10 protein-coding genes and 3 pseudogenes are annotated in these 14207 nt (G+C 69.4%); 10 read left to right on the top strand and 3 right to left on the bottom strand.

All coding sequences use genetic code 11. The features are described from left to right. Positions 1-121: 121 nt before the first annotated feature. The 4 genes and pseudogenes from EKH77_RS34155 to EKH77_RS30640 all read left to right on the top strand — a co-directional run. Positions 122-628: pseudogene (locus EKH77_RS34155) on the top strand (SAM-dependent methyltransferase); the annotation flags it as partial. A gap of 494 nt (positions 629-1122) precedes the next feature. Then, entirely contained in the window at positions 1123-1686 is a 564-nt protein-coding gene (locus EKH77_RS30650; RefSeq protein ID WP_126917457.1) for a papain-like cysteine protease family protein, read from the top strand. A gap of 10 nt (positions 1687-1696) precedes the next feature. After that, positions 1697-2569: a hypothetical protein gene (locus tag EKH77_RS30645; protein WP_126917456.1), complete on the top strand. Its 873-nt coding sequence runs from the start codon at positions 1697-1699 to the stop codon at positions 2567-2569. Positions 2570-2920: 351 nt separating this feature from the next. Next, positions 2921-3016: pseudogene (locus EKH77_RS30640) on the top strand (ammonia-dependent NAD(+) synthetase); the annotation flags it as partial. An 84-nt stretch (positions 3017-3100) separates the two neighbouring features. Here EKH77_RS30640 and EKH77_RS30635 read toward each other — a convergent pair. Continuing rightward, complete coding sequence (locus tag EKH77_RS30635) at positions 3101-4180, bottom strand: hypothetical protein (protein WP_126917455.1); 1080 nt, start codon at positions 4178-4180, stop codon at positions 3101-3103. 332 nt (positions 4181-4512) lie between these two features. Between EKH77_RS30635 and EKH77_RS33460 the strand changes: the two genes are divergently transcribed. The 6 genes and pseudogenes from EKH77_RS33460 to EKH77_RS30605 all read left to right on the top strand — a co-directional run bounded on the left by EKH77_RS33460 (position 4513) and on the right by EKH77_RS30605 (position 12268). Beyond that, entirely contained in the window at positions 4513-5379 is an 867-nt protein-coding gene (locus tag EKH77_RS33460; RefSeq protein ID WP_240667625.1) for a CAP domain-containing protein, read from the top strand. Positions 5380-5554: 175 nt separating this feature from the next. Continuing rightward, positions 5555-6790: pseudogene (locus EKH77_RS30625) on the top strand (MFS transporter). A gap of 744 nt (positions 6791-7534) precedes the next feature. Then, positions 7535-8920, top strand: a complete 1386-nt coding sequence (locus EKH77_RS30620) for a S15 peptidase family protein (protein ID WP_240667624.1) — start codon at positions 7535-7537, stop codon at positions 8918-8920. 205 nt (positions 8921-9125) lie between these two features. Continuing rightward, positions 9126-9344 carry a hypothetical protein gene (locus tag EKH77_RS30615; RefSeq protein WP_126917454.1) on the top strand — a complete coding sequence of 73 codons (219 nt, stop codon included), beginning with the start codon at positions 9126-9128 and terminating at the stop codon, positions 9342-9344. Between the two features lie 64 nt (positions 9345-9408). Continuing rightward, complete coding sequence (locus tag EKH77_RS30610) at positions 9409-10461, top strand: hypothetical protein (RefSeq protein WP_126917453.1); 1053 nt, start codon at positions 9409-9411, stop codon at positions 10459-10461. 280 nt (positions 10462-10741) lie between these two features. Then, positions 10742-12268, top strand: a complete 1527-nt coding sequence (locus EKH77_RS30605) for an RICIN domain-containing protein (protein ID WP_126917452.1) — start codon at positions 10742-10744, stop codon at positions 12266-12268. A gap of 53 nt (positions 12269-12321) precedes the next feature. On the opposite strand, the gene EKH77_RS30600 is transcribed toward EKH77_RS30605, so the two are convergent. Together EKH77_RS30600 and EKH77_RS30595 are read right to left on the bottom strand one after the other, a co-directional pair. Further along, a complete protein-coding gene (locus EKH77_RS30600) occupies positions 12322-12825 on the bottom strand; it encodes a hypothetical protein (RefSeq protein ID WP_126917451.1) in 504 nt (167 codons plus the stop codon). A 30-nt stretch (positions 12826-12855) separates the two neighbouring features. Next, the gene (locus EKH77_RS30595; protein WP_126917450.1) at positions 12856-13953 is read right to left on the bottom strand and encodes a hypothetical protein; all 1098 of its coding nucleotides are present in this window, start codon (positions 13951-13953) and stop codon (positions 12856-12858) included. Positions 13954-14207 lie beyond the last annotated feature (254 nt).

Genomic DNA, 14207 nt, shown 5'->3' with positions numbered 1-14207 from the left:
GAAGACGACGGCCTCGCCGTCGAGCAGCGAGTTCGTGAGGAAGACGTCGAAGTCGCTGAAGCGCCGGTGCAGGACACCCTTGGCGCAGCCCGCCCCGTCGGTGACAGCCCGGCTGGTCAGCCCGTTCGGGCCCTCGGCCGACGCGTTGATCGCCGCCCAGTCGTGGCACTGGGTGGATCCCGCCCATCGGTGCCGTGGAGGCGGCCCAGGTGTTGCGTCCGAAGGGTCGCCTGGCGATCTTCGGGCACGTTTTCGAACCGCCTGCCGAGGCGGCCGAACCCTTCGCCGCGGCCTACCGGCGGGTGGCGCCCGACTCGCCGTTCGCCAATCAGCCGGCGCGACGCCCACTGGAGATGTACCAAGCGGGGTACGCGCAGATCGCCGACAGGATCCGTGAGACCGAGCGGTTCCACGACCCGGAGCAGTGGCGATTCGACTGGGGGCAGTCCCACACCCGCGACCAGTGACTGAACCTGCTGCCCACGACTGACGGCCTCACACGACTTCGCTGCGACCAGCCGACCGAATCCTGGGCGCGGTCGGCCCTGCCATCGACACCCTGGTCGGCCGCTTCACGATGCACCACACCACTGTGGCGACAACCGCCGTCCGCGCCGACACTCCTTGATCCGCCGCTCGGCGACGGCCACGGCGGAAGGTGCCCCCGCTTCCAGGTGCGTTGTGCGGGGTCCCAGCCGTTCGAGTGGCGCACGTTCTTTCCGCGGCCCTTCTCTTCCCTTTCGAGACCCGTGGGTTGCTTGTCGTCGCTTTCGGCTCCGATGCCCCATGCCCGGCAATCCGACGATCCCATCATGGCATTCATCAGGACCGACCGGAGGAAACAGGGCTCCCGGCAAGCCCCCGCACCCCCGGCCGGGCGGCGTTTGCGGGTCCGCCTCATCGCGTTCCATTTCGCGAAAAAGCCTTCGCATGATGCTTATCGGGGGAATCACCCTCTTGGGCTAGGTTCCCCCTCGATCCTCCTATGACGTAGGCACATGCGTGCTCTGATGTCACCGGCCCTCACGGGACCGGGCTCCCACCGGGAGGGAGAGCCCGGCGCCCGCCGGGAGGCCGGAGCAGCCCCGTACTCGTCGCACCCATCCGCGGGAAGGCAGGAACATGGGCAGAATCAGGTTCGCCACCACGGCATCGGCCGTGGCACTGGCGGTGTCGGGGGTACTCGTGGCCGCAGCAGGCACGGCGCACGCCGAAGCGGCCTACGACGACATCACCATGCTCAAGCAGGAGAAGACCCAGTGGTGCTGGGTCGCCTCCGGGCTGACGATCGCCAAGTACCAGGGGTTCGGCACCACACAGACGGACTTCTGCACCCGGGCGCAGCCCTACTACGGCTGCAACAACCAGCCGGCCACGCTCGACGACATGGCCCGGGGCTGGGGCAGTCTGGGCATGACCCATACCGGCTCGGGCCTGTCCAGCGCGGCCACGTTCAACCAGGTCTACACCGACGTCAAGGCCGCCCGGCCCGTCGCCGCCCGCATCGGCTGGACGTCCGGCGGAGGCCACATGAACGTCGTCTATGGCTTCGACACGTCGAACAGCACCATCGCCGTCGGCGACCCGTGGCCGGACACCCAGACGTACACGTGGTGGAACTACAACGACTACGTCAGCAACAGCTCGTTCAAGTGGACCCATTCCCGCATCGGCATCTCCGGCTAAGGCAGGCGACATGCGCTTCATCAGGGGCACAAGAGCGTTCAGCCGGCAGGCGGCCTCCCGGCTCTCCCGCCTGTCCATCGTGCTCGCACTCGGCGCGTCCGCGCTGCTGTGCGGCGTCGGCCCGGCTCACGCGGCCAAGGACCCGCTCCCCGCCGACATCCCCAACTACCAGGCCGCCCTCGACGCGGTGAAGTCGACCGCGGTCCGCAACACCGTCTGCCGGTTCCTCAGCGCCCCGCTGCCCACGGGTGGCGGAACCGCGACGGCGAAGCCGATCCCCGACAAGGCCGATCCGTGCGAGGGCCTGCCGGCGTTCACGATCAAGGACCCGGTGGCGCTGAACGAGATCACGCCGGGCTTTGTCGCGGGCACGGCCCGGCCGATCGCCACCGAGGCGATCAAGCTCACCCAACTGGTGTCCTCGCTCAGCGCCACCGTCAACGGGCGGAACGTCACGGTGTTGCTCGCGCCCACCACGGGCGGCGGCTGGCACCTGGCGGCCGTGCGCGACGGCGACGACGACGCCGTCCAGGCGAGCAAGGCCACCGTGGGGACGCTGGTGTTCAGCGAGCCGCAGATCCGCGGCTGGTACCAGCTCAAGCTCACCACCGTCGAGCCGCTCAACGACCAGGCCAGGCAGGGCCTCGGCGGCCAGCCGTCGGTGTCGCTCGCCGACTACCAGAACCTGGTCAAGGCCCGCTACTCCGACAAGCAGCCCGGCTCGGACTACGACACCAAGGGCCTCTCCAGCGGTTACGGTCCGGGGCACCCGGCCGGACGGCAGGCGTCCACGACTCCGCTGATCGTCGGCGGTTCGGGCGCCGCGCTCGCCCTCGCCGGCGGCGCCCTCGTCATCCGCCGCAGGCGCGCCGCCTCGCACTGACCGTACCGGCGCGGTAAGGCACCCCTCCTTCGCCCCGGGCCCGGCCACACGCCGAGCCCGGGGCGAAGCCGTTGCCCGGGCGATGCCCGGCTGCCTGACAGGAAGGTCCGCGAGCCTCTCGGCGCCGACGGCACACCGCGCCCTTGCGGGGCGCGGGTCCCCCGGCCGCTCGTGACCAGTCAGCGGTTGTCGCCCAGTTCCTGGGCGCCCACCACCGGACATCGAGGACCTCGTCCTCCTGCCGACGGATACCGCGGAACCGCTCGGCAGGGATGTTCATGACGAACACGAAGTGCAGCGAGTCCCGCGTGCGCTGCAGCGGCCCGAACCACGTGCCCGGGCGTGCGTGCCGTGGAGGGCGAGCCGGTGGACGAGCGGGCCTTTGAGGCGATCGTCCGCCGCTACCGCCTCACCGAGCACAAGCGCCGGCTGCCTGTCGCTCCCTGAGCCCCGCCGACGGCCGCAGTGCGGGTACTGCCGACCCGGTTCCGCTGACTCTTCGGCCGCGGGACGGCGTAGGCGGCGTCCCGGCTACGGGTTCTCCTGCAGGGTCAAGCCGTAGTAGTCGACGTGGTAGTCCCCGACCCGCTGCGCGTGGTCGCTCAGGCTGAGGTCCAGCGGGGACGGGACGCCCAGGGCGCGCAAGGTGTCGGTCATCATCCGGGCCAGTCGGCGGCCGTCCACCTCGCCGATGCCGAAGTCCCCGGAGTGGTAGGGGGCTTCGAGCCAGTGGTCCAGGGCCGCCGGGCGGGTGGTATGCGGGATCCAGCCGAAGGAGCCCGGATCGGCGATGCCCGGTCCGAGCGGCTCCGTGTCGTAGACGATCTCCAGCCGTTCGCCGCAGGCGAGGTGGAAGAGGATGGGGCCGTAGGTGCCGGGCACCCGGGCGTGGAAGCCCAGGTCCAGCTCGATGCCGAGGGCGTGGGTCTCGGCGGGGAGAGTGTGGAGGAAGTCGCCGAGGGTGTGGGAGAAGACGTCCCAGTCATCGGTGCGCCAGCGGCCCGGGAAGCCCAGGCCCGCGTTGGCGGCGACGCGGCGGGAGCCGAAGAACCCGCCGACCGCGTAGTGCTCGCCGTGTCCCTGCCGCCAGAACCAGTCTTCCACCGGACCGGTCGGCTGGAGCAGCAGTTCGGGGCCGTGCTCGCCGGCGTGCAGCTCCAGCGTGTTCACCCGCTCGCGCCAGCGGAGGAACGGGCTGCCCCACGGCGGGGCCGAGTCGTAGAACGGCCCGGGGTCGCCGTACGCGCCCATGACGGGGGCGGGTCCGAACTCCTCCGTCAGCGCCTCGGCAACCGTCCGGAAGGCCGCGGCCTTCCCTGCGGCACCCCCCTCCGGCAGCGCGACGGGAACATAAAGCCCCACGTACTCCTCGCCGCCGTGCACGTAGTCCTTCTCGAAGCGGCCCGTCGGCCGCAACCGGGGCGTCCACCACGGGGATGCCCCGGGCTCCGGGCCGGTGGCCGGCCGCGGCCCGTCGGGGCCGTCCCGCCACTCCCAGCCGAGGCCCTCCACCACGGCGCGCAGCGCCGGCCCGCTCCAGCCGTCGGTCTTCGCCGCCTTCAGCCTTCGCGCCAGCTCCAGCACGCGTGCCTCGTCCCAGGCCCCCGTCATCGCGAACTCCTCGTTCCGTTCCGTGCTCGTGTGACAGCTCTTGTCACTCGTGCGACAGACCTTGTCATACGGCACTGACAACGGCTCACCCGTCGGCGTCGGCCGCCGAGTGGCCGCCGAGTGGGACGAACCTGTTCGCGAATTCTTGTTATCAGGGCTCCGGTCCGGCGTCTCCCAAGTGTTGGACCAGTACTCAGTGACCCGCATCGGAAGTGATCCACGTGAATCGTGAACCCCAGGCTCCGGCGTTCGGCCCGGACTCCGAGGGCGGTCGGCGCACGCGCCGACGCCGTAGCAGGCGCCCCCGGCGGGCGATGGTCATAGGCGGAACGGTGGGTCTGATAGCCGTCGTGGGCGGTGGGTACGGCATGGCCCAGTCGTTGTCGGGCGGCGGGGAGCCCCGCGCGAGCGCCCCAACGGCGTCCGAGTCGACCGCGGACCAGGCCACCGTGCCGTCCGAGGACCGTCCCTCCGTGGCGGCGGCCGCCTCGTCGGCTCCCGGCGCGCGCACGGCGACCCCGTCCCCGAGCGCGAGTACGCCGGAGACCGCGGGCAAGGGCCGGGACGAGGAAAAGAAGAAGCAGGCCGGGACGGGCGCCCAGGAGGGGGCGGGGCAGGATGCCCGTACGTCCGCCAAGTCCGGGGACACGCCTTCGACCGGCGACAGCGGCAGCGGCAGCGGCAGCGGCAGCGGCAGCAGGAACAGCAGCCGGAGCAACAGCGGGAATGGGGACGGGAACGGGAGCGGCAAGGGCCCGAGCAGTGTCCGCGAGACCTCATCCGGCGGTGGCGGCGCCAGGGCCGGCGGCGCGAACGGCACGTACGTGCGGCAGATCGTCGACATGGTCAACGCCGAGCGCGCGAAGGCGGGCTGCTCCCCGGTCGCCATCAACGCGAAGCTGCAGGCGGCGGCCCAGGGCCACTCCGACGACATGGCCGCCCGGAACTACTACGACCACACCAGCCCGGAGGGCAAGGGCCCCGGCGACCGGATCACCGCCGCCGGTTACCACTGGAGCACGTACGGCGAGAACATCTTCAAGAGCCCCCAGGACGCCCGCACGGCGATGGACGGCTGGATGAAGAGCTCCGGCCACCGCTCCAACATCCTGAACTGCTCCTTCAAGGAGATCGGCGTGGGCGTCAACTTCGCGTCGAACGGCCCTTGGTGGACGCAGAACTTCGGCGCGTCCTTCTGACCCTCTCGTGACCGCGCGGGCCGGCGGCGTCCTGCCGCCGGCCCGCGCGGCACCACCTCGGCTTCCCGCCCTCCGCTTCCTGGCGTCCAGCCCTCTCACCCCGCTCGAAGTGGCCCACGGACATCGCCTTCAATTGGCCTCCTTGCGTGATCCAATGCCTGTGTACTGTCAAGGCATGCCCCAGCTCCTTCCGCCCACCGGGCCGCAACGCACTCTCGCTCTGGCGCAGTTGAGCAACTCCGTCGGCGACGGCGCCTACTACGTCACCTCGGCCCTCTACTTCACGCACGTCGTCGGTCTGGCGCCGGCCAGGATCGGTCTCGGCCTCACCGTGGCCTGGGCGGTCGGCTCGTTCGTCGGCGTGCCGCTCGGCAGAATCGCGGACCGGCGCGGGCCGCGCGGCACGGCCGTGCTGCTCGCCCTCGCGACCGGCTCCGCCGTCGCCTCTTTCCTGGTCGTACGGGGCTTCCTGCCGTTCCTCGTCGCCGCCTGCCTCTACGCCACGGCGCAGTCGGGTCTGGCGGCGGCCCGGCAGGCGCTGCTGGCGGGTCTGGTCTCCGAGCGGGAGCGCACCGGCGTGCTCGCCCACCTGCAGTCGACGCTCAACGCGGGCCTCGCCGTGGGCGCCGCGCTCGGCGGCCTCGCGGCCTCCTACGGGACGGGGACGGCCTACCGGGCGGTCTTCGCGGTCGATGCCCTGAGCTTCGTCCTCTGCGCGCTGCTGCTCGCACGCCTGCCGGCCGTCGCACCCGCGACCGCGCCCCAAGGGTCGAAGTTCGAGGTCCTGCGGGATCGGCCCTACGCCGTCGTCACGCTCCTCAACGCCGTCCTGCTGCTCCGGATGCCGTTGCTCAGCCTCGGGCTGCCACTGTGGATCACGGAGCGCACGGACGCCCCCGAGTGGCTGGTCTCCGCGCTGTTCGTGCTCAACACCGGCGCTGTGGTGCTCTTCCAGGTCCGTACGGCCCGCTCGGTGAGCGGGCTGCCCACGGCCGCGCGAGCCGTCCGCCGCTCCGGCGTGCTGGCGCTCGCGACCTGCGTGGTCTTCGCCTTCTCGGCGGGGCAGTCGCCCGCGGTCGCGGTGGCCGTGCTGATCGCCGGTTCAGTACTGCTGGCGGCTGCGGAGATGCTCCAGTCGGCCGGTTCCTGACAGATAGGCTTCGACCTGGCGCCGCCCGGGCGCATCGGTGAGTACCAGGGCTTCTTCGGCACCGGCACCACGATCGCCCGCACTCTCGGGCCACTGGTGCTCACAGGTCTGCTGACGGGCCTGGGAGTGCTGGGCTGGTTCCTGCTCGGCGGGCTGTTCCTCGCGGCCTCGTCCACGCTGTCGCCGGTGACGCGGTGGGCAGCCCGAACGCGCCGTGACGAGGCCCCCGCATCCGTCCCGGTCGCGCGCTCGGCGGCCTGACTCCGGACCGGAGCAAGGCGAGGCGGAGAGCCGGAGTGCAACCGCCCCAGCACCGAACGCTGCACACCGTCGTAGTCCACCGTGCGGCGCACCCGCCGGAGCCGGTACGGACGGTTCGCCGCGCGAGGGGCGCGCGCAAGGTGGTGCGGTGCGCCCCTGGTCTTTACCGTGAACCCGTTGAGCGCTCGCACCAACAAGTTGTAATGGGCCTCGTCGGCATGCGTGATGAATAGATAGCTCGCATGCAGCTGGGGCGGCGAGCCTTTTCGGCAGTGGGAATTGAGGCGCCGACGCGGTGAGATGACACGAGCCGCTCATCACCTGGCGCGCACTATCCTCACCCATCCATCACCGAACCATGACAGCGGGCCGCTGCATTCAAACGCCCCCAATGAACGGGGACAATGACGCACAAGCGTTCGCGATGAGTAATGCGCCATAACAGTTGTGGCAGTCGATGCCACATGGCGTCCCATGCGCCGGACGGCCGCCCGACGCTCAGCCCGGACCGGCCGCCGCTCCAAGGGGAGGCCCCGCAAGGTCCCTGCCGCGAGGTCTGCCACAGGCATTGGCCGGAAGCACAACCCCACACAAATCGCCTGCTGGCAGGGTGACTTGTAGGCCCTTACGGTGAATCCGCAGACCAGCTCCGTTGACGGATGCGGCGACGGAGCCGCCCTGGCCCCGGTCGGCCCGGCACAGGGCGGCAACCATGGGATGGGGGCGGATGTGGACTCAGCAGATGTGCCATCGGACGAAGGCCGGGAGAACCGGGCCCTGCCGGTGAGTCTCCACCCGGAGCTGGACGAGGCGCTACTGACGCGGTTCGTCGGCGCGCTGGAGTCGGGCAATACCATCGGGCTGGCGCCCCTGCGCGCCGAGGAGGCCACGGAAGCCCGCCGGCTGGTCCGGTTCAGCCGGGTGACGGTGCCCAGGGCTGGAGGGGCCGGGCTGGACGGCGCACTGTGGAAGCACCCGCCCGGCGAGTCCCGACCGCTGATCGTCATGCCCTCGCCGTGGACCGACTTCGGCTGGTGGATCTACGCCGTCCAGGCCACCCTCTTCGCGCTGGAGGGTTACAACGTCCTCGCCTACACCGCACGCGGCTTCGGCCAGTCCGAGGGAGAGGTCGAGGTCGCGGGGCCCGAGGACATCGCCGACGTGCTGGCCGGCCGGAACATTCCCAAGACCCTGGAGTGGGCCCGCAAGCGGTCCCCGTACACCTACGTGGATTGTCTCAACAGCCGTGCGGTTTCTGTGTACTTCGCACATGCCTGGCACGAGACGCTCTTCCCGACCAACCAGACGCTGAAGGTGTTCAACGCGCTCACCGGACCGAAGCGCCTCATCCTGTCGATCGGCGACCACTCCGGCCCTGAGTCACCCGGCACGATCGGGCTACCCAACCGGATCTGGGAGGGCGCGCACCGCTGGCTGGCCCACCATCTCAAAGGGGAGCCCGACGACAACGACACCGAAGGGCAGGTGTCCGGTCACCTGATGTGGAAGGGCCCCCGGGACGACGCCGAGACCTGGGACGCCTTCACCGGACGTCCCGAGCCGCTGTACCTGACCGGCGCGGCCGAGGGCACGGGCGACGGCGCGCTGACGGACAAACCCGAAACTGGTTGGACCCTGACCTTCCGGACCGGCATGGACACACCTGCCACCGTCGCCGACAGGATCATCAACACCGGCTACCAGGAGATGAACGGGCGCCCCAAGGAGTACCGGACCGGTGACATCAACCGTGCCGACGCCGGAGTGTGGGTGAGCGCGCCGATGACCACCGGCGCCACGCTCCGCGGCATCCCACGGCTGCGGCTGACGTACACTGCGAGCTCCCCGCAGATGACGTTCGTGGCGCACCTCTTCGACGTCGACGACACCGGGAAGGCGCACATCATCACGCACGCGCCGTTCACGGATGCCGACGCCGCCATCGGCCGGCCGGTAACCGCCGACATCCTGCTCCAGGCCACCGGCTACAGCGTCCCGGCCGGGCACCGGCTGATGCTCGTCCTGGACTCCAAGGACCCCTTCTACAGCGACGCCAACAAGCTCGGCACCACCATCACCGTCTCGTCAGCGGCCGACGACCCGTCCTACCTCGAAATCCCACTGGTCTGACCGCCCGGGGGCCCTGACCGCTCCGTGAACGGCCGAGGCCAGGGCGGCTGCCGGGCGTCGCCCGCCTGCCAGAGGGAGCCGCGAACCGTTCCGTCATGGAGGGCCACCATCCGGCCGGACGGCAGCGAGAAGTTGCGGCGCTTGTGACCAATGGCTGGCGGCCGCCACCGCGTCGGGGCGTCCGCCGGGGACACGGGGACGGGTTGTGGGCGAGGGCGAGGAGAAGGTCTCCGTAGATGTCGTGGCGGCCGGTGATGCGGTCATGCAGGAGGTGGGCAGCGCGATCGGGCCGGCCGGCGTCGATGAGAGCGCGGGCGAGGGCACCAGCGACGGGAGCCAAGACCTCGGAGCAGTCGGGACAGGAGCTGACTTCCTCCGTCACATAGCAGTGCTGAGCCTACAAGTGGTCACAGAGGACAACTAATCCCATGCATATGGGAACATTCCCCCGCGTTTAGAGCGCCGGGGGCGAGTAGAGGGGGAAGAACATGACGGTTCCTTCGACTCCGGGCATGACCTGGGGCACGGTGACCTCGCTCGGCGGGCAGCTGACCGGCAATCCGGCGGTGGCGCCCTCGTCGGACGGCCGCCTGGAGGTGTTCATCAGGAACCGTGCCGACAACGCACTGTCGACCAGTCATCAGCAGACGTGGGGCGGTTGGTCCGACTGGGAGAAACTGGGCAACAGCGTCCTGTCCGGCGATCCCTCCGTGCTGCGGACGGCCGCGCGGCGCATCGGGGTGTTCTTCCGGAACAGCGACGGCAACCTCGAACACCCCTGGCAAACGGTCATCAACGGGAGCTACGGCACTGGGGCGACGCTGGCCACCCATATCGCGGGCGACCCGGTCCCCGGGCTGGACGCCGACGGCCGTCCGGAAGCGTTCTTCCGGGGCACCGACGGCGCTCTGTGGCACGTGTGGGAGACCACGAAGTCCGGCTACGGAAACTGGACCGGCCCGGCCAGCCTGGGCGGATCCATGTCCGGCGACCCGGCCGTGGCGACGGACGCCCGTGGCAGGCTCCAGGTGTTCTTCCGCAGCACCGACGGTCATCTGTGGGTCGTCCGGCAGCGGGACGCCAACAGCGACGGCTGGGACAGCCCGGTGAGCATCGTGGAGAACATCGGCGGCGACCCGGTCGTCGGCATCAACGCCGACGGGCGTCTGGAGGTGTTCTTCCGGGGCACCGACAACGCACTGTGGCACCTGCCGCAGACCGACGACTACAACGGCTGGGACAAACTGACCGGCCTCGGAGGCACCCTCACCGGAAACCCGGCCGTCGCCAGGGCCGCCGACGCCCGGCTCGCCGCCTTCCACTGGGGTGGCGGCCACCTCTGGGTCAGCGAGCAGACCATCGTCAACGGCGCCGACTGGAGCGCCCACGAGCGGATCGCGCAGAACATCGGCGGCGAACCCGTCGTGGAGGCCAACGCCGACGGATGTCTGGAAGTGTTCTTCCATGGCACGGACCACGCGGTCTGGCACGTCGCCCAGATGTTCGGCCAGCAGGCAGCGGGATACGCGATCTCGCCCTGACATCCGCTGCCCCCACGCCGACGTAGCAGCGGGCCGGCTGCGTCCGGCAGTTGTCGGTCGCCGTCGCCGTGGGAGATGCCGGTGTCACACGGGGGCCCGCGGGGGCGTGCCCCCCGTCGTGGGTGGCGGGAGGGGGCCCGTGAAGCCCGGCATCACCTGCACCCGATGCTCACCACCACGGCCATCCCCGCCCTCGCAGCGCCAAGACTCTCATGGCCTTTTGCAATCAATCGACAACCGCCTGTAGTGGACGGTTGGTGAACGGTTAAGGGGGATGACGATGAGCACTGCCCACGCGGCAGCCACAGGTGGCGAGCAATCCGCCCCTCCGATCAGCACGTATGCGGGGACGGGTGCCGGGATCTTCGGTGGTGATGGTGGCCTCGCCACCGCCGCCCAGTTGCAATACCCGATTGGGGTGGCGGTGGACAGCACTGGCACCGTCTACATCGCCGACCGACACAACCACCGGGTCCGGAAGGTCACGACTGACGGGAAGGTCAGCACGTACGCCGGGACGGGTGCTGGGACCTTCGGTGGTGATGGTGGCCTCGCCACCGCCGCCCAGTTGCAATACCCGACTGGGGTGGCAGTGGACAGCACTGGCACCGTCTACATCGCCGACCAACACAACCATCGGATCCGGAAGGTCACGGCCGATGGGAAGATCAGCACCTACGCGGGGACGGGCGCCGGGACCTTCGGTGGTGATGGCGGCCCCGCCACCGCCGCCTACTTGAAGTACCCGGCGGGGCTGGCGGTGGACAGCACTGGCTCCCTCTACATCGCCGACCAACACAACCACCGGGTCCGGAAGGTCACGACTGACGGGAAGATCAGCACGTACGCCGGGACGGGTGCTGGGACCTTCGGTGGTGATGACGGCCCCGCCACCGCCGCCCACTTGCAGTACCCGTTTGGGGTGGCGGTGGACAGCGCCGGCTCCCTCTACATCGCCGACACGAACAACCACCGGGTCCGGAAGGTCACGACTGACGGGAAGATCAGCACGTACGCCGGGACGGGTGCTGGGACCTTCGGTGGTGATGACGGCCCCGCCACCGCCGCCCACTTGCAGTACCCGGCGGCGGTGGCGGTGGACAGCACTGGCTCCCTCTACATCGCCGACCAAACCAACCACCGGGTCCGGAAGGTCACGGCCGATGGGAAGATCAGCACCTACGCGGGGACGGGCGCCGGGACCTTCGGTGGTGATGGCGGCCCCGCCACCGCCGCCCAGTTGAAGACCCCGCTCGGGCTCGCTGTGGACTGCGTCGACACCCTCTATATCGCCGACCACGCCAACAACCGGGTTCGGAAGGTCGCGTCGGCGAAGATGGCAGGGCTGCCCGAGTCGGGCACGGTGGTCTCCTGGGCCAACGTCCGGAGCAGGTTGCGGATGGGGGTCCTGCGTGAGTCCACCAAGGACGGGGCCGAGGTCCATCAGTTGCTCGCCGCCTCCAGGGATCACCAGCGGTGGCGGCTCGTCGCGACGGGCCAGGACAACGGTGAGGTCCTGTACAGGATCGAGAACGTGCGCAGCGGCAAGGTCCTGGAGGCCGGCGGGCCGCAGGAGACGGCCTGGGCGGTGATCGCGCAGCGCGCCTACGAGGGCGGTGACGCACACCACCAGCAGTGGAGGCTGATCCCGGTGGGGTCGGTGACCGACACCCCGCGGGTGTACGAGATCGCGAACCGGAACAGCGGTCTGCTTCTGCAAGTCGACACCAACGCCCGCACGGCGATCAAGCAGGATGGGTCGGAGGGCGACCATCGGCGCCGGCAGTGGCAGTTGCTTCCCGTATGACGCACGAGGGGGGCGGGGACGACCTCGTCCCCGCCCCCCTCGGCGCTCCGGTCCTACTCGAATCGGGATGGTTTCTCGGCGGTCGGCTTGGACGCCTGGGCTTCGGGTGCCTTGGGTGCTTCGGGCGCCTTGGGGGCCTTGCTGTAATCGCTCTTCTTCGGCTTGTCCTCCAGGTCCTGGTTCTTCTGAAGGTCGGGGTGCCCCGTCACCGTCGTACTCGACTTCTGCATACCGGCGGCCGCCGCCGTGGACACCGAGCCGGGATCCCGCGCGTACTGCGCCTGCGCACCGGCCGACTTCTGGGTGGTCCGGATGAAGGAGCCGAGGAAGCCCAGGACGGCCCGCGCTTCGGGCGACTGCTCCTGCACGACCTTCGCCCGGGAGGATGCCCCGTGGATGCCGCTGGTGAACAGGCTCGTGGTCTTGTCGTCGTACGTGTCGTCGTCGGAGTCCTCGAAGTCGACTCCCGCCCCCGGCTGTGGCTTGTCGCCCTCGGTGGTCACCGAGAAGAGCCCCGCGCCCTGGCCCGCGAAGCCGAAGATGTTGTCGAACACCATGGTCGTCACCCCTGGTCGTCGTCTGCCCGGTTAGGGCTGCTTGTGCAGCGCCCGTTGGCTGTCGGTCAGGCTCTCGCTGTCGAACATCGTGTGGTGGACATCCAGGGCGGAGACGATCTCGGCCAGCCCCTGCATCCGGAAGCCACCGCCCGCCAGGTCGAGGTCGCCGATGGGGCGGGCGACCACCCGGTCGAGGCCGGGGTAGTCCCCGGACTGAGGGGGAGACAGGACTGCCACCGGCACGTCGTACTTCACCGCGATCAGCCCGGAGAAGGTCACCGGGATCTCGTAGCAGTACTGCTTGCGGCAACGCCGCTGCGTGGCGATGGTCTGCACACGGGAGCTCGGCGGGACCTGGCCGGAAATCTGCGATCGCGAGGTCCAGCTGGTGGTCAGGGAGCCGCCGACGGAGGCCGTGATACCCAGCATCAACTGTGCGTTGAGCGTCGCGGTGCCGGTGGCGGTGCCCGTGGTATTGAAGCCCACCGAGTTCGTCATCGAGTTCGCCGCGGAGTTCGTCATCGCGTTCCGCATGCCCATCTCGGTGGCGTTGGCGTTGTCCACCCCGACGTTGTCCTTGCTGTTCTTGTTGGTCACCGTGTTCGAGTTCCTGCCCGACACCTCGTTCTGGAGCTGTGTCTGAAGCTGCGTCTGAAGGTCCATCCGGAGCGTGTTCTGCAACTGCAACTGGAGCTGCGCGCTGACGCTGCCACCGAAGGTGAGCTGGGCTGTCCCCTGGAGCGACCACGTGATCCCGTTCGACACGGTGAAATCGACCGAGTCGGTGAAGGTCATCGGAGATGCCTGATTGCGGTTGACGTAGGCGCGCGAGGAGAACGTGTCGGGCGGGGGCTGGCCGATATCGCACCGCTCCTCGATCAGCGGCTCCCCGAGGTTGATGTAGGCGATCCAGCCCAACTGGAAGGCGGAGCCGGGGAAAGAGCCGAAGCTCGATTTGTTCACGGAGAACCCGACGGGCTTGTGCAGCACACCGTAGTCGTCGACGTAGACCAGGTTGGGGTGGTTGAGGATGGCCTGCCAGGTCTGCTCGATGTTGAGCTCCCGCAGGTTCTTCTTCGTCAGCGGCTGGCGCTTGGCCCGATCCAGGTTGTACGCGTTGGAAGACATTTCCCGCCCTCGACTAATCTGGCCGAATTCTGCCCGGTGAAATGCAAACAAGGCTCTGCGTACGTTCCGAAAGGCGAACCTAGCACGGGCTCCGCCCGCCTGGAAGGTGTCTCCGTATTATGTGCTCAATCGAGTGACAGGACTCGACGACTATCTCAACTCATCTGAGTTATAAGGTAGATTGAGAGCTGACGATTGCCCGATCGAAGACTTCCGGAATCTTCTTTCCTGTCGATTCCGTAGCCTTGACCGTG

The sequence above is a fragment of the Streptomyces luteoverticillatus genome (genome assembly GCF_003970715.1).
Taxonomy (GTDB): domain Bacteria; phylum Actinomycetota; class Actinomycetes; order Streptomycetales; family Streptomycetaceae; genus Streptomyces; species Streptomyces abikoensis.
This window is presented reverse-complemented; position numbering and strand designations above follow the sequence as displayed.

Excerpts from the sequence above, each read along its gene's own strand:
- EKH77_RS30650 (WP_126917457.1), top strand. The coding sequence starts at position 1,123 with ATGGGCAGAATCAGGTTCGCCACCACGGCATCGGCCGTGGCACTGGCG.
- EKH77_RS30645 (WP_126917456.1), top strand. The coding sequence starts at position 1,697 with ATGCGCTTCATCAGGGGCACAAGAGCGTTCAGCCGGCAGGCGGCCTCC.
- EKH77_RS30635 (WP_126917455.1), bottom strand. The coding sequence starts at position 4,180 with ATGACGGGGGCCTGGGACGAGGCACGCGTGCTGGAGCTGGCGCGAAGG.
- EKH77_RS30610 (WP_126917453.1), top strand. The coding sequence starts at position 9,409 with ATGACGGTTCCTTCGACTCCGGGCATGACCTGGGGCACGGTGACCTCG.
- EKH77_RS30605 (WP_126917452.1), top strand. The coding sequence starts at position 10,742 with ATGAGCACTGCCCACGCGGCAGCCACAGGTGGCGAGCAATCCGCCCCT.
- EKH77_RS30600 (WP_126917451.1), bottom strand. The coding sequence starts at position 12,825 with ATGGTGTTCGACAACATCTTCGGCTTCGCGGGCCAGGGCGCGGGGCTC.
- EKH77_RS30595 (WP_126917450.1), bottom strand. The coding sequence starts at position 13,953 with ATGTCTTCCAACGCGTACAACCTGGATCGGGCCAAGCGCCAGCCGCTG.